Raw genomic sequence first — 19,577 nt, 5'->3', positions numbered from 1 at the left:
AGGGGGATTTGTTGCACTGAATCAAAGCGTGTTGCACGGTAATGGCGCGTGGGCCGATAGAGGGGAGTGGCCGACAGGCCGCCATCGCGAGCGGGCTCGCTCCCACAATGGATCGAAGGCGCGCACAAGGTAGGTGTACACAGCAGAACCTTGTGGGAGCGAGCCTGCTCGCGATGGGCGCAACCGGATCTCAGCTGTGGAACACCAGAAACAGCAGCACGATGTTCACCACCAACGACACCAACGCCAAGGTCCGCCAGACTTTCAGCGGCTCGCGCTCCAGCAACGGCCGGGGCCTGACGCTCAAGCTGCGGCGCTCGCCCTGTTCCAGCAACAACAGCCATTCCTCGGCGGTTTCAAAGCGCTCGTCCGGATCCGCCGCAACGGCGCGCTCCAGGCTTTGTCCGAGCCATTCGGGCAGGTCCGGCCGATAGCGGCTGGCGCTGACCGGCACGCCAAAGCGCGGTCGCTGGAAGGCCTCGACTTCGCCGTAGGGATAATGCCCGGTCAGCAGGAAATACAGGGTCACACCGACGGCATACAAGTCCTGTTGCGCCGTCGGTGCGACACCGCCGAAGGCTTCCGGTGCGATATAGCTGGGTGTGCCCGGCAACACGTTGGCCTGGTCTTCGGACAGGCCAGGGCAGTACGCCAACCCGAAATCCAATAGCCGCAGTTCGCCGTCGTCGCCCAGGTGCAGGTTTTCCGGCTTGATGTCGCGGTGGTAGATCTGCCGTCGATGCAACAACCCCACCGCCCGCACCAGCCCCTGCGCCAGGTCCAGCCATTGTGCCAAGGGCAAGGCGCCGGTCTGGTGGAACAGCTCGGCCAGGGTCATGCCCGGATATTCGCGCATCACGTAATACAGATGTTGACGCTGGGGAACGCCGTGGACCTCCGGAAACTGCCTGCCAGCGACCCGTTTGAGAAACCATTCTTCCGACAGCAATGCCTGGCCGGCGCGGCTGTCGTCCCGCAGCTGCACCGGCAGGGTTTTCAGCAGCCATGGCTGGCCCTGGCCGTCGTGTACCCGGTAGAGCAGCGATTGCTGGCTCTGGCCGAGCAGCCCTTCGACCTGCCAGCCTTCGAACATCTGGCCTGGCTTCAGCGCCGGTGGAAGAGGCCACTGCTGCAGTTGGATCAGCGCATCGCCGATGCTCGCTTCGCCCAGGGCATCGACCCGTACCAGCAAGGCACTGGCGTTGTCCTGGCTGCCGGCCAGGTGAGCGGCGTTGACCAGTGTCTGGGCGGCGAGGTTCAGGTCCGGCTGGTCCCGAAGGATGCCGGCAATGGCCGTGTCCCCCAGGACCGCCCAGACGCCATCGCTGAGCAGCACGAAGGTTTCATCAGTGCGCAATTCGCCATCGAGGAAATCCAGGATCAGATGTTGATCCAGCCCCAGGGCGCGCTTGAGCACATGTTGCATGCCCTGCTGCTCCCAGACGTGATCCTCGCTGACCCGCTGCAGATGATCGGCATGCCAGCGGTAGACCCGGCAGTCGCCCACGTGGGCGAGGGTGAAGCGCCGGCCACGCAGCACCAGGGCACTGACGGTGGTGAGCAACGGCTGCCCGCCACCGTTGGCCTGCAACCAGCGATTCTGTGCCAGCAACAGCCGATCCAGCGCTTGGGCCACGCCCCAGGTTTGCGGCGTGGCGTAATAGTCCAGGGCCAGGGCCTGCAAGGTCGAACGGGCGGCCAGCCCGCCGTCGGCGCATTGGCTCACGCCGTCGGCGATGGCGAACAGATAGCCTTTGCTGGCGGCCAGGGCCGGGGCCGGGGTGACCAGGCGCAGGGCATCCTGGTTTTCCTCCCGCGGGCCGATGGCCGTGGCTTCGGCGAAACTCAGTTGCAGGCTCATGGTTGTTGTTTATACCCGAGCCGCGGTGACGGCTGCCGAGCCCCAGGTGGTTCTCCAGCGACGCTTGACGCCGTGCAGGCCGAACCAGGCCAGCACGCCCAGGCTGGCGAACAACCACAACGCCAGTTGGTAACTGCCGGTGCTTTGCTTGATCGCGCCCATGCCCGCCGCCAGGGCGAAGCCACCGATGCCGCCGGCCATGCCGATCAACCCGGTCATCACGCCGATTTCGCGGCGGAAACGTTGTGGCACCAGTTGGAACACGGCGCCGTTGCCTGCACCGAGACCGAGCATGGTGCAAACGAACAGTGCCAGTGCCGCGTAGGAGTTCGGCAGGTTGAAGCCCACCGCCGCGATGCAGATGGCCGCCACGGTGTACATGCCCAGCAAGGTACGGATACCGCCGAAACGATCCGCCAGGGCACCGCCCAGCGGCCGCATCAGGCTGCCGCCGAAGACGCAGGCCGCGGTGTAGTAGCCGGCGGTCACGGGACTCAGGCCGTACTGGTCGTTGAAGTAGCCGGGCAGGGCGCTGGCCAGGCCGATGAAACCGCCGAAGGTTACGCTGTAGAAGAACATGAACCACCAGCTGTCACGGTCACCCAGGGCCTTGAGGTAGTCGGCCATGGATTTGGCTTTCGGCCGCTCAGGCGCGTTCTTGGCCAGCGAGGCGAAGACTACGAGGGTCAACACCAACGGGATCAAGGCGAAACCGAACACGTTGCCCCATCCGAAAGCGGCGGCCATCAGCGGCGCGATGATCGCGGCCAGCACGGTGCCCGAGTTGCCGGCACCGGCGATGCCCATGGCCTTGCCCTGGTGTTGTGGCGGATACCACTGGGAGGCCAATGGCAGGGCAACGGCAAACGACGCACCGGCCATGCCCAGGAACAGGCCCAGCAACAGCGCTTGCTCATAGCTGTGGATGCCCAGTTTCCAGGCGCAGAACAGCGCGCAGATCACGATCACCTGGCCCACCATGCCGGCGGTTTTCGGTGAGGTCCGGTCGGCCAGTAGACCCATGAATAGGCGCAGCACGGCACCGGCCAGGATCGGCGTGGCCACCATCAGGCCGCGTTGTTGAGTGGTCAGGTGCAGGTCGGTGGAGATCTGCACCGCCAGGGGACCGAGCAGGTACCAGACCATGAAGCTCAGGTCGAAGTAGAGAAAGGCCGCGAACAGGGTCGGGGTGTGGCCGGATTTCCAGAAGCTTGAATTCATCGCGCACCTCAGCTGTGAAAGTCTCGAAAAAAGTCAGTGCTTCGAAGTGGTGCGCCGCGACGGCGACCCCACCGACCCCGGACGGTGGGGCCAAAGCAAAAAAACGCCGCAACCCGAATCGCCGGTGGGCGAGCAGGGTGTGCGACGTCTTTGTCGTAGGTGGGGCAACCGCCGTTGGTTACCTGTGGGGTTGCTTAAGCGAGATCTGTGCCAACAGCGGGGATCGAGGGGAGGCTATCGCGAGCAGGCTCGCTCCCACAGTGGAGCGGGGTGACCTCGACCCCTTGTGGGAGCGAGCCTGCTCGCGATGACGTCGGGCCAGGCGCCGCGAGGCCGTCAGCCCAGAAGCTCATTCATCGCAATGATCTGCTCCGCCACCTGGATCAGCTTCTGCTGGCGGCTCATGGCCTGGCGGCGCATCAGGGTGTAGGCCTGCTCTTCGTTGCAATCCTTCATCTTCATCAGCATGCCCTTGGCCAGTTCGATGCGCTTGCGTTCGGCCAGTTGCTGGTCCCGGGCCAGCAATTGCGCGCGCAGGGCCTGGTCGCTTTCGAAGCGGGCCATGGCCACGTCGAGAATCGGTTGCAGGCGCGCGGCATGGATGCCTTCGACGATATAGGCACTCACCCCCGACTTGATCGCCTGGCGCATCACATCCGGATCGTGTTCGTCGGTGAACATGACGATCGGTCGTGGCTGGTCGCGGCTGACCAGTACCACTTGTTCCATGACATCCCGCCCGGGTGACTCGGTATCGATCAGGATCACGTCAGGACGCACTGTTTCGACGCGTTCCGGCAGGTCGATGGTCAGTCCGGATTCGTCAATGACGTCGAACCCGGCTTCCACCAGGGCGGCCTTCAGCCGGCCGACTTTTTTCGCGGTGTCGTTGATCAGCAGGATACGCAGCATGGTCGGGCTCCTGTCAGCGGCTGGCGAAAAGGGGAGCCGCATCGCTCAAGGCGTGCAGTTTGAAGCTGCGGGCATACCCGGCCGGATCCGAGCCGTCCCAGGTGGTGCCGTCGATCAACTGACTGCTGCGCATCGCTTGGAAGGTGGTTGAGATGCCCAGTGCCGCGCACGCCTGGCGATACAGCTCGAGTTGCTGGACCTCCTGCGCCACGGCCAGGTAGTCCGGGTCTTCCCGCAACAGGCCCCAGCGCCGGAATTGGGTCATGAACCACATGCCGTCGGACAGGTAGGGCACGTTCACCTCGCCGTCGCCATGAAAGCGCATGGCGTGGGGATCCTGCCAGCTGTTGCCCAGGCCATCGGCGTAGATTCCCAGCAGGCGCGGTTCGATGCAGTCCAGCGGAGCGTCGAGGTATTCGGGGGCGCTCAACAGTTGTGCGGTGCTGCGACGGTTCTCGGTGCTCTGCTCGATGAAACGACTGGCTTCGAGAATGGCCATCACCAGTGCCCGCGCCGTATTGGGGTACTGCTCGACGAACGCGCGGGTACAGCCCAGGACTTTTTCCGGGTGATCGGGCCAGATGGTCTGGGTCGTCGCCAGGGTGAAGCCGAGGTTCTGTTTCACCGCGCTGGCGCACCAGGGCTCGCCGACACAAAGCCCGTCGATACGCCCGGCCTGCAAGTGCGCAATCATCTGCGGCGGCGGAACCACTACGCTGTCGACATCTGACAAGGGGTGGATGCCCTGGGCGGCGAGCCAGTAATAAAGCCACATCGCGTGGGTGCCGGTAGGGAATGTCTGGGCAAAAGTCAGTTTCGGGCGAGTTTGGTGCACGTGGCGCTCCAGTGCCTCAGGACTGGTCACGCCCATCGCCTGCAAACCGTGGGAGAGGTTGATGCTCTGGCCGTTCTGGTTCAGCCCCATCAGCACCGCCATATCAGTCGGCGCGACGCCGCCGATGCCCAGGTGCACGGCGTAGATCAGGCCGTACAGGCTATGGGCTGCATCGATTTCACCGCTGACCAGCTTGTCCCGCAGGTTGGCCCAGGAGGTCTGCCGCTTGAGGTTCAAGGTCAGGCCGTAGGGTTGGGCGAAGCCCTGAGTGGCGGCCACCACGACCGGGGCGCAGTCACTCAAGGCCATGAAGCCCAGGTCGATCGCGCTTTTTTCCGGGGCGTCGCTGCCATTGACCCAGGCCAGGGGGTGGGCTGGAATTTCATTCATCGGGGCATCACCTTCCACATAAAAAAGCGCCGTACCCGGACGAATGCCAGAGCAAGGCCGGATGACGACGCCGTTGTCCTTCACACAAGTGGCACTCATTCCATCGTTGGCATGAGCGTCGATGACCAAAGGGGTGCAAGGCATATGCCATCGGCGCTGTTTTGTGCGGGCGCCTCGCTTGAACCGCCGTTGCGCGGCTATAATCGCCGCCTCATTTCGTCGCCCGAGTCAAAGCCGCCCATGTACACCCTGGCCCGTGAACTGCTGTTCAAACTCTCCCCGGAAACCTCCCACGATCTGTCCCTGGACCTGATCGGCGCGGGTGGACGTTTGGGCCTCAATGGTCTGTTGTGCAAGGCGCCGGCATCGTTGCCGGTGAGTGTGATGGGCCTGCAGTTCCCCAACCCGGTCGGGCTGGCGGCGGGCCTGGACAAGAACGGCGCGGCCATCGACGGCTTCGCGCAATTGGGGTTCGGCTTCGTGGAAATCGGCACCGTCACGCCACGGCCGCAACCGGGCAACCCCAAGCCACGGCTGTTTCGCCTGCCGCAGGCCGAGGCGATCATCAACCGCATGGGGTTCAACAACCTGGGTGTGGACAATCTGTTGGCCCGCGTGGCTGCCGCCAAATACAAAGGCGTGCTGGGCATCAACATCGGCAAGAATTTCGACACGCCGGTGGAGCGTGCCGTCGACGATTACCTGATCTGCCTGGACAAGGTCTACGCCCACGCCAGCTACGTGACCGTCAACGTCAGCTCCCCGAACACCCCGGGGCTGCGCAGCCTGCAGTTCGGTGACTCCCTCAAGCAACTGCTGGCCGACCTGGCCCGGCGTCGTGCCGAGCTGGCGATGACCCATGGCCGGCATGTGCCGTTGGCGATCAAGATCGCGCCGGACATGACCGACGAAGAAACCGCCCAGGTAGCCCAGGCCCTGGTCGAAACCGGCATGGACGCGGTGATCGCCACCAACACCACGCTGGGTCGCGAAGGGGTCGAAGGACTGGAGCACGGTGACGAAGCGGGTGGATTGTCCGGCGCGCCGGTGCGTGACAAGAGCACCCACACCGTGAAGGTGCTGGCCGGGGAGTTGGCGGGACGCTTGCCGATCATTGCGGCGGGTGGAATCACCGAAGGACGGCACGCTGCCGAGAAGATCACCGCAGGGGCAAGCCTGGTGCAGATTTACTCGGGCTTCATCTACAAGGGGCCGGCGTTGATTCGTGAGTCGGTGGATGCGATTGCGGCGTTGGGCTGATACAGCCACTGCCTGAAGGTTGTGCAAACCCTCTGTGGCGAGGGGATTTATCCCCGCTGGGCTGCGAAGCAGCCCCAAAATCACAAGACCGAAACACCTTTATCGATTCATACATCGAAGGGGGCTGCTTCGCACCCCAGCGGGGATAAATCCCCTCGCCACAACAGTGTTCGCAACTTGGGTTTCTGACGGGCATTAAAAAGGGCTCCTCGAAGGAGCCCCTGGGCCGTAGCCCGCCGTCCGGATGGGACGCGCGTGGTTAAATCGTCATGTGGATCGAAATTGTCGAGTTCCTGAGTATTGAGCCCTGTGTCAGCCGACGGCGTGAAGTTCGTTGAGTCTGTGGATACCCGCAGTGCCGGTCATACCGTCCCAGTTGTCGCCGCGTCCTTCTCGCCAGCCATTGATCCAGGCTTGACGTACCGACGGTAGAGTAAAGGGGCAAAGCTCACGGGATTTACCACCAACACCATATTGGTAACCGCGTAAAAATGCTCTTTCCAACGGATCACGCTTAAGTCTTCTCATAGGGTATTGCCCTCACTTGTTGACTGTTACTTCGCGTCGGCCTCGGTTGAGGCCGGGGCAGAATCATTCTGCCGTTGGTGGCTCGTTGCCGGCGTGACGAGCCAAGGTGTTGGCGCCGTTGTGGCGTCAACCTGTGTTGAGTTCTAACCAAAGCGTCACATGGATGGAATGATCGTTTTGTCATAAGCACGTAACATTAAAGATGTTAGGGCGATAAGTAACAGCGTGTTCGGCGTCCGCTTTTCAGCAAGACCCCTGTATGATCGGCCCTGCGTTGAAAGGCGCGGTCTTTTCCCGGATGAGAATGTCCCCCTGTTGCACTCGGGTACTATTCGACGAAAGGGGTGACTTTTTCACCATTTGTTACACCGAATTTTTTATCTGCCCCCGCATCTAAGCTCTTTTAACCTGAGCGGCGAGGGTGGGACGGCACACCTTCGTGCCACCGGGTGCTCTTGAGAAAAGCACCTGATTGAACCTGACCCGGCAATGCGTTGCCCCGGTCCACTTAGCCAAAGGCTCTGGAACTCCCCATGTCCGATCGTTTCGAACTCTTCCTCACTTGCCCCAAGGGCCTCGAAGGCCTGCTTCTCGAGGAAGCCATCGGGCTTGGCCTTGAAGAGGCGCGCGAGCACACCTCGGCCGTTCGCGGCATGGCCGACATGGAAACGGCCTATCGCCTGTGCCTGTGGTCACGCCTGGCCAACCGCGTGTTGCTGGTCCTCAAGCGTTTTCCCATGAAAAACGCCGAGGACCTGTACCACGGCGTGCTGGACGTCGATTGGCAAGACCACATGCTGGCCGATGGCACCCTGGCGGTAGAGTTCAGCGGTCACGGCTCCGGCATCGACAACACTCACTTCGGCGCCTTGAAGGTCAAGGACGCCATCGTCGACAAGCTGCGCACTCCTTCTGGCGAGCGGCCCTCCATCGACAAGCTCAACCCGGACCTGCGTATCCACCTGCGCCTGGACCGCGGCGAAGCGATCCTCTCCCTCGACTTGTCCGGCCACAGCCTGCACCAGCGTGGTTATCGCCTGCAGCAAGGTGCCGCGCCACTGAAGGAAAACCTCGCCGCCGCCATCCTGATCCGTGCCGGCTGGCCGCGCATTGCCGCTGAAGGCGGCGCCCTGGCCGACCCGATGTGCGGCGTCGGCACTTTCCTGGTGGAAGCGGGCATGATTGCCACCGACATGGCGCCGAACCTGCGTCGCCAACAGTGGGGTTTCACCGCGTGGCTGGGCCACGTGCCGGCGCTGTGGAAGAAGCTCCACGAAGAGGCCACTGCCCGCGCCGCCGCCGGGCTGGCCAAGCCACCCCTGTGGATTCGCGGTTATGAAGCCGATCCACGGCTGATCCAACCCGGTCGCAACAACGTCGAGCGTGCCGGCCTGAGCGAGTGGATCAAGATCTATCAAGGCGAGGTCGCCACGTTCGAGCCGCGTCCGGACCAGAACCAGAAAGGCCTGGTGATTTGCAACCCACCGTACGGCGAGCGTCTGGGCGATGAGGCCAGCCTGCTTTACCTCTACCAGAACCTCGGCGAGCGCCTGCGCCAGGCCTGCCTGAACTGGGAGGCGGCGGTATTCACCGGCGCCCCGGACCTGGGCAAGCGCATGGGCATCCGCAGCCACAAGCAGTATTCCTTCTGGAACGGCGCCTTGCCGTGCAAGTTGCTGCTGATCAAGGTGTTGCCGGACCAATTCGTCACCGGCGAGCGTCGCACGCCGGAACAGCGTCAAGCCGAGCGTGAGCAGGCCCGCCTTGACCAGGAAGAGCAGGGACAGGCGCCTGAGGTACCGCAAGAGCGCCAGTACAACAAGAATGGCAACCCGATCAAACCGACCCCGGCCCCCGCGCCAGTGGTCGAACAGGCGCGTTTGAGCGAAGGCGGGCAGATGTTCGCCAATCGCCTGCAAAAGAACCTCAAGCAACTGGGCAAATGGGTCAAGCGCGAAGGCGTGGACTGCTATCGGGTCTATGACGCCGACATGCCGGAATACTCCATGGCGATCGACCTCTATCACGACTGGGTGCACGTGCAGGAATATGCCGCGCCGAAATCCATCGATCCGGAAAAGGCTTCGGCCCGGTTGTTCGATGCCCTGGCGGCCATTCCCCAGGCGCTGAATGTCGACAAGGGTCGCGTGGTGATCAAGCGTCGCGAGCGCCAGAGCGGCACCAGGCAATACGAGCGCCAGAGCGCCCAGGGCAAGTTCACCGAAGTCAACGAAGGTGGCGTGAAGCTGCTGGTCAACCTGACCGACTACCTGGACACCGGGCTGTTCCTCGATCACCGGCCGATGCGCCTGCGAATCCAGAAGGAGGCGGCCGGCAAGCGTTTCCTCAACCTGTTCTGTTACACCGCGACCGCCAGCGTCCATGCCGCCAAGGGGGGCGCCCGCAGCACCACCAGCGTCGACTTGTCGAAAACCTACCTGGATTGGGCGCGACGCAACCTGTCGCTCAATGGTTTTTCCGACAAGAATCGTCTGGAGCAGGGCGATGTGATGGCCTGGCTTGAAGCCAGCCGTGAAGAATATGACCTGATCTTCATCGACCCGCCGACCTTCTCCAACTCCAAACGCATGGAAGGCGTGTTCGATGTGCAGCGCGATCATGTCCAGTTGCTGGACTTGGCCATGGCTCGCCTGGCGCCGGGTGGCGTGTTGTATTTCTCCAACAATTTCCGCAAGTTCCAGCTCGAGGACAACCTCGGCGAGCGCTACGCGGTGGAGGAAATCACCGCCGCTACCATCGATCCGGACTTCGCCCGCAACAACAAGATTCACCGAGCCTGGAAGATCATGGCTCGTTGAAATTGCCCGATTGGATCCACGGAGCCTTGTAGATCAAGGCTTCCAGCCTGATTTTAGGACTGGTCAAAGTGATGGCTAATAGCTATAACTGAGCCTGTGGCCAGGGCTGTACCGACGCCTGCCCCTTTTTCGAGTTGTGTCTATGGCATTGCATCCGGTGCGCCCCAGGATCCTGGGCTTTATCAGCGAAGATGTATCGGCCTGGCTGGTGGCTTCACTGGTGTTCCTGGCCGGGATATTCCTGACCGGTTTGCTGAGCTGGGCGATGATGAGCCTGTCCAGCCAGCAACTGCGCCAGCGCTTCGAGCTGCAAGCCGAGGAACGCTTCAGCCGTATCGAGGAAAGATTCCAGGAGCAGGAATTGCGCCTCGACAGCCTGAGGCGTTTCTTTGCCAATTCGGCGGCGGTTTCCGAAAAGGAGTTCCATGGGTATGCCGAAACGTTGCTGCGGCGTACCCAGGCTTTTGCTTGGGCACCACGGGTGCTGCGTGACGAGCGGCAGGCATTCGAACAACGGGAGCGGGATAAGCGAATCAATGCTTTCGCCATCCGTGACGCGGACAGTTCAGGCGTCTTGCGGCGGGCCGCGGAACGGGACGAGTACGTACCGATCCTCTATGTGCAGTGCCAGGGTTCGCAAGAGTCGACGCTGGGTTTCGATCTGCTTTCCCATCCATTGCGCCGCGCCGTGCTCGAACGGGCCCGGCGCCAGAACAGCGTGGCAGTATCGCAGCCGCTGGACCTGGTGGGTGTCGAGCCGGCCTTTGTCCGTGGCGTGTTGCTGGTGGCACCGGTTACCCGGGGACCCTCTACGGAGCCTTTCGGTTATGTGGTAGCGGCCATCAGCATGCGCCAACTGGTGGGCGATAGCCTGCCGTCGGCCAGCCATGACAATCTTTCGATGCGTGTCCTGGACCTGTCCGATGCCGATCAGGAGGAGGTGCTGTTCGATTCCCCCGAGCCCCCGGGCGACAGTGCCCTGGCGGCGACCCGTGTGGTGCGCCTGGCGGATCATGACTATCGGGTAGAGCTGCGGCCCAGTCGCACGTTCCTGTCGACCAACCACTCCGCGATGTCGGGCCTGGTGGTATTGGGCGGTTTGCTCAGTTTCCTGCTCAGTGCCTTGCTCTACGTTCTGGTCAGCCAGCGCCAACGGGCCCTGACCCTGGTGGAACAACGTACCCAGGAGTTGCGTGCCCGGGAGCAGGAGTTGCGGGGGACCCATGGCCAGTTGCGCGGCGTGCTGGATGCCGCGACCCAGGTCGCGATCATCGCCACCGATCTGCGCGGCGTCATTACCACGTTCAATGCCGGCGCCGAACAGATGCTGGGCTACCAGAGTTTCGAAGTCCTGCAGAGCATGACCCTCGAAAGCCTCCATGTGCCGCGGGAGCTCCAGGCCCGGGCCGCAGAGCTTGGCGCCCGATTCGGCAAGCCGATTCCTACCTGTCACGCGATGCTGCTCGAAGGTGGCGAGGCGGGCGGCCAGCAGGCCCGGGAATGGACCCTGGTACGGCGTGACGGCAGCCACTTGACCGTGAACATGCTGGCCACGCCCGTGCTCGACGATCAGGGGCTCTGGGTCGGGCACCTGGCGATCTGCATCGACATCACCGAACGCAAGCGCGTCCACGAGGCCCTGGCGGCCCGGGACTTGCTGCTGAAGAAGCTCAGTGCCCATGTGCCGGGTGGCATCTACCAGTTCAAAATGGATTTCAACGGCCGCTTCAGCGTGATCTACGCCAGCGATGGCATTCGTGACATCTACGAACTGGAGCCCAGCGAGCTGGTCCGGAACGCCGAAGCCGTTTTCTCCCGTATCCATTCACTGGACAACGCGCGGGTCCGTGCATCGATCCGTGCCTCGGCCGACACCCTGAGCCCATGGCGCGACGAATATCGGCTGCAACTACCACAGCGTGGCCTGCGCTGGGTGCGCGTCGAGGCCACGCCGGAGCCACTGCCGGGCGGTGGGGTGCTATGGCATGGCTATATCTCGGATATTTCCGATCTCAAGCGGGTGGAAGAAGAGCTGCGGGCACTGTCCGTGACCGATGCCTTGACCGGGATTCGCAACCGGCGTTATTTCCAGGAGCGCCTGAACTCGGAAATGACCCGGGTCGAACGCGGCTCCGGGGAGCTTTCGGTCATCATGCTCGACATCGATCACTTCAAGCGCATCAATGATCAGCACGGCCATGCCGTGGGTGACCGGGTGCTGCAGGCGGTTTGCCTGCGCGTCTCCCAGCGTCTGCGGCGTACAGATGTCTTCTGTCGGCTGGGTGGGGAAGAATTCGTGGTGCTGTGTCCCGACACCGATGGCGAAAGCGCCCATGCCTTGGCCACAGGCCTGTGGGAGGGTCTGCGCGGTGCGGAGATCGAGGATGTGGGCGTGGTCACCGCCAGCTTCGGCATCGCCAGCTGGCGCGCCGGGGAGGGCGCGGATGCCCTGCTGTTGCGGGCCGACTCAGGGGTGTACGCGGCGAAGCAGGCCGGACGGGATCGGGTCGAGATGCAGCCGGGGTAAACGAGCGGTGAACATGTGGGAGCGAGCTTGCTCGCGATAGCGGTGTATCAGTTGACGGCTGTTTGGACTGATCCACCGTCATCGCGAGCAGGCTCGCTCCCACCCTGACCCCGGGTGGACACAGAACCCATGCTTACCCTCAACCCCTGTGGGAGCGAGCTTGCTCGCGATAGCGGGCGTGTCAGTGGGCGGCTGTTTGGAGCTATACACCGTCATCGCGAGCAGGCTCGCTCCCACCCTGATCCCGGGCGGACACAGAATCGATGCTCACCCTCAACTCCCTTGTGGGAGCGAGCCTGCTCGCGATAGCGTCGGCTCAGCCTACGCATGCCCGTTGAATGACGGTTATCGCGAGCAGGCTTGGATCAAAGCACCGAAGCCGTCTGCGGCAGTTTCGGCTGGCGGTATAGGTCCAGCAGCACCTGGTCCAGCACCGACGAAGCACCCCATGGCTTCGGATCGTTGAGGATCGCGACTACCGCCCAGGTATTGCCGTTGACGTCACGACTGAACCCGGCGATGGCGCGCACGGTGTTCAGGGTGCCGGTCTTGATGTGGGCTTCGCCGGCCATGGCCGTGGTCTTCAGGCGTTTGCGCATGGTGCCGTCAGTGCCGACGATCGGCATCGAACTGATGTACTCGGCCGCATAGGGGCTGCGCCAGGCGGCTTGCAGCATCGCCGCCATTTCCCGGGCGCTGACCCGTTCGGCGCGGGACAGGCCGGAGCCGTTCTCCATCACCAGGTGCGGCGCGGTAATGCCTTTTTTGGCCAGCCATTGGCGCACGACCCGTTGCGCGGCCTTGGCGTCGTCACCGTCGGCTTCGTTGCGGAACTGCGCACCGAGGCTCAGGAACAACTGCTGGGCCATGGTGTTGTTACTGTATTTGTTGATGTCGCGGATGATCTCCGCCAGGTCCGGCGAGAACGCCCGGGCCAGCACTTTGGCGTTGCTCGGAGTGGCGGCCAGACGGTCCTTGCCCTGGATGCTGCCGCCCAGTTCCTTCCAGATTGCCCGCACCGCACCGGCGGTGTAGGTGGCGTGGTCCAGCAGTGACAGGTAGGTCTGGGAGCTGCAGCCATCGCCCAACTGCCCGCCGACGGTCACGGCCACGCTGCCGTCCGGCTGGGGTACCGGGTTGTAGCGCACGCCGCCGGCGCATTGCTTGGAGTTGACCGCCTTGACCTGGTTGTCGATATGGATGCTGGCAATCGGCGGCTCCACCGACACCAGCACCCGGCCGCCGTCATTGCGGGCAACGAAGCGCAGCGCCTTGAGGTTGACCAGCAGGGAGTCGGGCTTGACCAGGAAAGGCTTGTTTTCGTCGTTGCCGTCGTCGTTGAACTCGGGCAACTGCGGCTGGATGAAGAAACCGCGGTCGAGCACCAGGTCGCCGGTGACCTGCTGTACGCCGTTGGCGCGCAGGTCGCGCATCAGCAGCCAGAGCTTTTCCATGTTCAGCTTGGGGTCGCCGCCGCCCTTGAGGTACAGGTTGCCGTTGAGGATCCCGCCGCTGAGGGTGCCGTCGGTGTAGAACTCGGTCTTCCACTGGTGATTGGGGCCGAGCATTTCCAGGGCGGCGTAGGTGGTCACCAGTTTCATGGTGGAGGCAGGATTGACCGAGACGTCGGCGTTGTAGAGGGTCGGGGTGCCGGGGCCATTGAGTGGCACCATCACCAGGGACAGCGCGTCGTCTTGCAGCTTGCTGGTCTTGAGGGCCTTCTGCACATTGGGCGACAGGGCGGTGTTGATCGTGGCGGCGCTGGTGGAAGCGGGGAGGGCCAGGGGAAGAAAAAGGCTGGCCAGGAGCAGTGGACGCAAAGATTTGATCATGTGTAATAAAACCCTACGGGCGAGGGGGAAAAAACGAGGACATGAAAAATGAACGTCCTCAACGGTCAAGAAAGTGTCGGCATTATGCCCCAAGGCGCACCGGATGGGCCGTGCCTGAGCCGTTCATGAGGCAATTTTTTACCGACGGTAGGCCGATACACCCGATCAACCGGGCAATCGTCGCACCAAACTGGTAAAGTGCCGGCCGTTATTACTTATGAGGATTGTTCCAATGGCGACTAACCGTTCCCGGCGTCTGCGCAAAAAACTGTGTGTGGATGAATTTCAGGAGCTGGGTTTCGAACTGAACCTGGATCTCAAAGAAGATCTGGACGATGAGGCGATTGACGCTTTCCTCGACGCTTTCCTGAAAGAAGCCATGGAAGCCAATGGCCTGGGCTACGTCGGCGGCGACGACTACGGTCTGGTTTGCCTGCAGAAGCGTGGCTCGGTTTCCGAAGAACAACGTGCTGCCGTTGAAGCCTGGCTCAAGGGCCGCAGCGAACTGACCAACATGACCGTCAGCCCGCTGATCGACGTGTGGCACCCGGACATGCCGATCAACGCCAAGGCGTGATGTCCTGAACCGGCAGCCCGATTGGGCGCCGGTTTTTTTATGCCTGACGGTTGGGTATCTGGTGACCTTCAGGCCGCTATCGCGAGCAGGCTCGCTCCCACAATTGGATCGCATTTCCCTGTGGGAGCGAGCCTGCTCGCGATGCTTTCAAGCTTTGCGCCAGTTCAGGATCAGCAAGGTCAGCACCCCCGCCACAATCCCCCAGAACGCCGAGCCGACGGAAAACAGCGTCAGCCCCGACGCCGTGACCATGAAGGTGATCAGTGCCGCTTCCCGTTCCCTGGCTTCGCTCATGGCGATGCTCAAGCCGTTGATGATCGAGCCGAACAGCGCCAGTGCCGCGATGGACAGCACCAGTTCCTTGGGCAGCGCCGCGAACAACGCCGCCAGTGTGGCGCCGAATACCCCGGCAATCCCGTAGAAGATCCCGCACCACACCGCTGCCGTGTAGCGTTTGTTGCGATCTTCGTGGGCGTGGGGCCCGGTGCAGATGGCGGCGCTGATGGCCGCCAGGTTGATGCCATGGGAGCCGAACGGCGCCAGCAGCAGCGAGGCGATGCCGGTACTGGTGATCAGTGGCGAGGCCGGTACGTTGTAGCCGTCGGCCCGGAGCACGGCGATGCCCGGCATATTCTGGGAGGTCATTGCCACCACGAACAGCGGAATGCCGATGCTGATGGTGGCGGCCAGGGAAAAGTGCGGCGTGGTCCAGACCGGTGTCGCGACTTCAAGGGCAAAGCCGCTGAAGTCCAACAACCCCATCAGGCCTGACAGCGCGGTGCCGATCAGCAGTGCCGCCAGCACCGCGTAGCGAGGCGACAGGCGCTTGACGATCAGGTACGTGAAGAACATCCCCAGCACCAGGCCGGTGCGATGCTGGGCAGCGACGAAAATCTCGCTGCCGATCTTGAACAGGATGCCCGCCAGCAACGCCGCCGCCAGCGACGCCGGAATGCGCTTGACCAGGCGCTCGAAGCTGCCGGTCAGGCCGCAGATCGTCACCAGCACCGCGCAGGTGATGTAGGCGCCTATGGCCTCGCCATAGCTTACGCCGCCCAGGCTGGTGATCAGCAGTGCCGCGCCGGGTGTCGACCAGGCGATGGTGACCGGCGTGCGATAGCGCAACGACAGGCCGATGGAACACACTGCCATGCCGATGGAGATCGCCCAGATCCATGATGAAATCTGCCCGCTGGTCAGCCCCGCCGCCTGGCCGGCCTGGAACATCAACACCAGCGAACTGGTGTAGCCGGTCATCATGGCGATGAATCCGGCGACGATGGCCGAGGGCGAGGTATCGGCCAATGGGCGAAGTGGCATGGTTGTGACTTCGGTCATGGTGGGCGGTGATCCTTGAATAGATTATGTACCTGTAGGAGCAAGGCTTGCCCGCGATGAAGGTGCCTAGGTTTCAAGGCCCACCGCGTCAGCTTCATCGCGGGCAAGCCATGCTCCCACAGTGCCATAGGTGTCACAGATTGAGGGTTTAAGCCTAAACTCAACCCAGTAAGCAATTGCAATACAGCCAAGCCCGCAAACAGCCGTACAGTCGTGTTGCCATCAGAGGTTGTGTACAATCGCCGTGTTTTTTACGCGATACTTGCCAGCGACCCGCTGTGCCGTATTACAGTCACGGTCAATTCGCCGCAGTTCTCCCGACCCGAGTGCCCATGAACGAACAGTTGCAACCCCTCAAGAAACAACCGCGAGCAGGCAAAGCCGGCCGCAGCGGAACCCAGGACGATATCGTCTATGCACATATCTTCGAGGCCATCCTCGAACAGCGCCTGGCGCCCGGTACAAAGTTGAGCGAAGAGGCACTGGGGGAGATTTTCGGAGTCAGCCGCACCATCATCCGCCGTGCGCTGTCGCGCCTGGCCCATGAGGGCGTGGTGTTGTTGCGGCCTAATCGCGGCGCGGTCGTTGCCAGTCCGAGTGTCGATGAGGCGCGCCAGGTGTTCATGGCCCGGCGCTTGGTGGAGCGGGCGATCACCGAGCTGGCGGTGCAGCACGCCACCGCCGAGCAGCTTGCCGAATTGCGCCAGATGGTCAACGATGAACGCGAGAGTTTCTCCCGTGGCGACCGTGGTGCCGGCATCCGCCTGTCGGGTGAGTTCCATCTCAAACTGGCCGAGGCGGCGAAGAATGCCCCGCTGATCAGCTTCCAGCGCAGCCTGGTGTCCCAGACCTCGTTGATCATCGCCCAGTACGAAAGCGGCAACCGCTCCCACTGTTCCTACGACGAACACACCCAGTTGATCGACGCCATCGAAGCCCGGGACGCCACCCTGGCAGTGGACCTGATGATGCATCACATGGATCACATCGACAGCAAGCTCAACCTCGACGAAGAGGGCGCCTCGGACGATCTGCACGCGGTGTTTTCGCACCTGTTGCAGAGCAAGAAGCCTGGGCGGTCGACGGCCAAGCTCTGACCTCTGCTGAGTCAGTTATACCGAGTTGCCTTCATCGCGAGCAGGCTCGCTCCCACAGGGGATTTATGGCGTTCACATAATCTCTGTGGGAGCGAGCCTGCTCGCGATAGCGGTCTAGCGCTGATGCACCAACCTGCCAGCCGCATAGGTCTGCGCCACCGTCCGGTCATCCCCCAGCGTCATCAGCACGAACAATCTTTCGGCAATGTCCCGGGCCTGCTTGAGGCGATAGCTCAGCAGCGGCGTTGCGTTGTAATCCAGCACCAGGAAATCCGCATCGGTACCCGGCTGCAAGGTGCCGATGCGCTCTTCCAGGCGCAAGGCCCTGGCGCCGCCGAGGGTGGCCAGGTACAGCGATTTGAACGGGCTCAGCCGCGCGCCCTGCAACTGCATCACCTTGTAGGCTTCGTTCAGGGTTTGCAGCAGCGAAAAGCTGGTGCCGCCGCCGACGTCCGTGCCCAACCCCACGTTGACCTTGTGCTTCTCGGCCATCGGCAGGTTGAACAGGCCGCTGCCCAGGAACAGGTTCGAGGTCGGGCAGAAGGCGATGGCCGAACCGGTTTCGGCCAGGCGCGCACATTCGTCGTCGCACAGGTGCACACCGTGGGCGAACACCGAACGCTCGCCGAGCAACCGATAGTGATCGTATACATCCAGATAGCCCGTGCGCTCGGGAAACAGCGTCTTGACCCATTGCACTTCCTGCAGGTTTTCACTGATGTGGGTCTGCATGTACAGGTCCGGGTATTCCCCCAGCAACTGACCGGCCAGCGTCAACTGCTCGGGCGTGCTGGTGGGGGCGAAGCGCGGGGTCACGGCGTAGTGCAGGCGGCCCTTGCCGTGCCAACGCTCGATCAGCGCCTTGCTCTCGGTGTAGCTGGATTCGGCGGTGTCGGTCAGGTAGTCCGGGGCGTTGCGATCCATCATCACTTTACCGGCGATCATCCGCAGGTCGAGCTTCTCGGCCGCTTCAAAAAAGGCATTCACCGATTGTGGGTGCACACTGCCGAACACCAGGGCCGTGGTGGTGCCGTTGCGCAGCAGCTCCTTGATGAAAATATCGGCCACGGCTTCGGCGTGGGCGGGGTCGGCGAACTGGCGTTCACAAGGGAAAGTGTAGGTGTTGAGCCAGTCCAGCAGTTGTTCGCCGTAGGCGCCGACCATGCCGGTCTGCGGCAGGTGGATGTGGGTGTCGATGAAGCCGGGGGTGATCAGCGCGTCCGGGTAATGGTTGATCTCGATGTCCGCCGCCAATTTTGGCAGCAGGTCGTGGGCGTGGCCGATGGCGCTGATCTGGCCGTTTTCCACCACCAGCAGGCCGTCCTCGAAGTATTCATAAGAGGCTTCGATACCGACTTCGGCCGGGTCGGCGAGGCTGTGGAGCAGGGCGGCGCGGTAGGCTTTGCGTGTCATGGGCATGGGCAATCTCAGGAATTGGCCTGGCTGCGACGCGAGGCCGGCAGCAGTTTGGCGATGGGTTCGGCGCGGGCGGTGTGCTGGCCGAAATCCGCGTTATAGGTGGCGATGATTTCGCCGGCGATGGAGATGGCGATTTCCACAGGCAACTTACCTTTGACTTCGCCGATGCCCATCGGGCAACGCATGCGTTGCAAGGTGCCGCTGTCGAAGCCGCGATCGCGCAAACGGTGCTCGAACTTGACCCGCTTGGTCTTCGAGCCGATCAGGCCGAAGTAGGCGAAATCGTTGCGCTTGAGGATCGCCGCGCTCAGCTCCAGATCGAGCTGGTGATTGTGGGTCATGACGATGCAGTAGCTGCCGGCGGGCAAATCATCGACTTCATCCAGCGGGTCTTCGCTGACGATTTTCTGCACGCCGTGGGGCAGTTGCTCGGGGAACTCGGCTTCCCGCGAGTCAATCCAGCGCACCCGACAAGGCAGGCTCGCCAGCAACGGCACCAGGGCCCTGCCGACATGACCGGCACCGAACACGGCAATCTGCGCTTGCACCTGGCCCATGGGTTCGAACAGCAGCACGGTCACGCCGCCACAGCACTGGCCCAGGCTGGCGCCGAGGCTGAAGCGCTCCAGATGCGTACCTTGCTGGCCGCTGGCGAGCATCTGCCGGGCGATCTCCATGGCCTTGTATTCCAGGTGCCCGCCACCGATGGTGTCGAATGTCTGGCTGGCGCTGATGACCATCTTCGAACCGGCGTTGCGCGGGGTCGAGCCGAGTTCTTCGATGATCGTCACCAACACGCAGGGTTCGCCGCGGGTTTGCAGGTCGGCGAGGGCGCTGATCCAGTTGTACATGTTCACCTCGACTGATCGTTCCCTCGCTCTGCGTGGGAACGCATCTCTGGACGCTCCGCGTCCGCTTTTCAACATTCTTTGGCGTCTGTTGCGGCCTCTTCGCGAGCAGG

Annotated in this window: 14 protein-coding genes; 5 read left to right on the top strand and 9 right to left on the bottom strand. The window is 62.7% G+C overall.

Annotation, left to right across the window (positions count from 1 at the left end; all coding sequences use genetic code 11):
- Positions 1–190: 190 nt before the first annotated feature.
- The 4 genes from N005_RS12480 to N005_RS12465 all read right to left on the bottom strand — a co-directional run bounded on the left by N005_RS12480 (position 191) and on the right by N005_RS12465 (position 5,219).
- On the bottom strand, positions 191–1,861 hold the full coding sequence (locus N005_RS12480) for a bifunctional protein-serine/threonine kinase/phosphatase (protein ID WP_047701485.1): 1,671 nt from the start codon (positions 1,859–1,861) through the stop codon (positions 191–193).
- 9 nt (positions 1,862–1,870) lie between these two features.
- Positions 1,871–3,082, bottom strand: a complete 1,212-nt coding sequence (locus N005_RS12475) for a nitrate/nitrite transporter (RefSeq protein WP_047701484.1) — start codon at positions 3,080–3,082, stop codon at positions 1,871–1,873.
- Between the two features lie 336 nt (positions 3,083–3,418).
- The gene (locus N005_RS12470; protein WP_024776757.1) at positions 3,419–3,994 is read right to left on the bottom strand and encodes an ANTAR domain-containing response regulator; all 576 of its coding nucleotides are present in this window, start codon (positions 3,992–3,994) and stop codon (positions 3,419–3,421) included.
- 13 nt (positions 3,995–4,007) lie between these two features.
- Complete coding sequence (locus tag N005_RS12465) at positions 4,008–5,219, bottom strand: CmpA/NrtA family ABC transporter substrate-binding protein (protein ID WP_047702210.1); 1,212 nt, start codon at positions 5,217–5,219, stop codon at positions 4,008–4,010.
- Between the two features lie 240 nt (positions 5,220–5,459).
- On the opposite strand from N005_RS12465, the gene N005_RS12460 reads away from it, so the two are divergent.
- Complete coding sequence (locus tag N005_RS12460; protein WP_047702209.1) at positions 5,460–6,479, top strand: quinone-dependent dihydroorotate dehydrogenase; 1,020 nt, start codon at positions 5,460–5,462, stop codon at positions 6,477–6,479.
- Positions 6,480–6,791: 312 nt separating this feature from the next.
- Here N005_RS12460 and rmf read toward each other — a convergent pair whose 3' ends face one another.
- Positions 6,792–7,007, bottom strand: a complete 216-nt coding sequence (gene rmf, locus N005_RS28195) for a ribosome modulation factor (protein WP_003223300.1) — start codon at positions 7,005–7,007, stop codon at positions 6,792–6,794.
- 533 nt (positions 7,008–7,540) lie between these two features.
- Here rmf and rlmKL point away from each other — a divergent pair.
- Positions 7,541–9,826, top strand: a complete 2,286-nt coding sequence (gene rlmKL / locus N005_RS12455) for a bifunctional 23S rRNA (guanine(2069)-N(7))-methyltransferase RlmK/23S rRNA (guanine(2445)-N(2))-methyltransferase RlmL (protein ID WP_047701483.1) — start codon at positions 7,541–7,543, stop codon at positions 9,824–9,826.
- Between the two features lie 142 nt (positions 9,827–9,968).
- The gene (locus N005_RS12450) at positions 9,969–12,353 is read left to right on the top strand and encodes a sensor domain-containing diguanylate cyclase (protein ID WP_047701482.1); all 2,385 of its coding nucleotides are present in this window, start codon (positions 9,969–9,971) and stop codon (positions 12,351–12,353) included.
- Between the two features lie 365 nt (positions 12,354–12,718).
- Here N005_RS12450 and dacB read toward each other — a convergent pair whose 3' ends face one another.
- A complete protein-coding gene (dacB, locus tag N005_RS12445) occupies positions 12,719–14,185 on the bottom strand; it encodes a D-alanyl-D-alanine carboxypeptidase/D-alanyl-D-alanine endopeptidase (protein WP_047701481.1) in 1,467 nt (488 codons plus the stop codon).
- Positions 14,186–14,417: 232 nt separating this feature from the next.
- Here dacB and N005_RS12440 point away from each other — a divergent pair, with 232 nt between their 5' ends.
- A complete protein-coding gene (locus N005_RS12440; protein WP_024776763.1) occupies positions 14,418–14,762 on the top strand; it encodes a YggL family protein in 345 nt (114 codons plus the stop codon).
- Between the two features lie 147 nt (positions 14,763–14,909).
- On the opposite strand, the gene N005_RS12435 is transcribed toward N005_RS12440, so the two are convergent.
- Positions 14,910–16,100, bottom strand: a complete 1,191-nt coding sequence (locus N005_RS12435; RefSeq protein WP_047701480.1) for a benzoate/H(+) symporter BenE family transporter — start codon at positions 16,098–16,100, stop codon at positions 14,910–14,912.
- Positions 16,101–16,432: 332 nt separating this feature from the next.
- On the opposite strand from N005_RS12435, the gene N005_RS12430 reads away from it, so the two are divergent.
- Positions 16,433–17,197, top strand: coding sequence for a GntR family transcriptional regulator (locus tag N005_RS12430; RefSeq protein WP_047701479.1), 765 nt, complete (start codon positions 16,433–16,435; stop codon positions 17,195–17,197).
- Positions 17,198–17,311: 114 nt separating this feature from the next.
- On the opposite strand, the gene guaD is transcribed toward N005_RS12430, so the two are convergent.
- On the bottom strand, positions 17,312–18,610 hold the full coding sequence (guaD, locus tag N005_RS12425) for a guanine deaminase (protein ID WP_193754005.1): 1,299 nt from the start codon (positions 18,608–18,610) through the stop codon (positions 17,312–17,314).
- A gap of 14 nt (positions 18,611–18,624) precedes the next feature.
- Entirely contained in the window at positions 18,625–19,467 is an 843-nt protein-coding gene (xdhC, locus tag N005_RS12420) for a xanthine dehydrogenase accessory protein XdhC (protein WP_047701477.1), read from the bottom strand.
- Positions 19,468–19,577 lie beyond the last annotated feature (110 nt).

Source organism: Pseudomonas mediterranea CFBP 5447, assembly GCF_000774145.1.
GTDB classification, from domain to species: Bacteria; Pseudomonadota; Gammaproteobacteria; order Pseudomonadales; family Pseudomonadaceae; genus Aquipseudomonas; species Aquipseudomonas mediterranea.
Note: the sequence above shows the minus strand (reverse complement) of the source record. Positions and strands in the feature narration are given on the sequence as shown.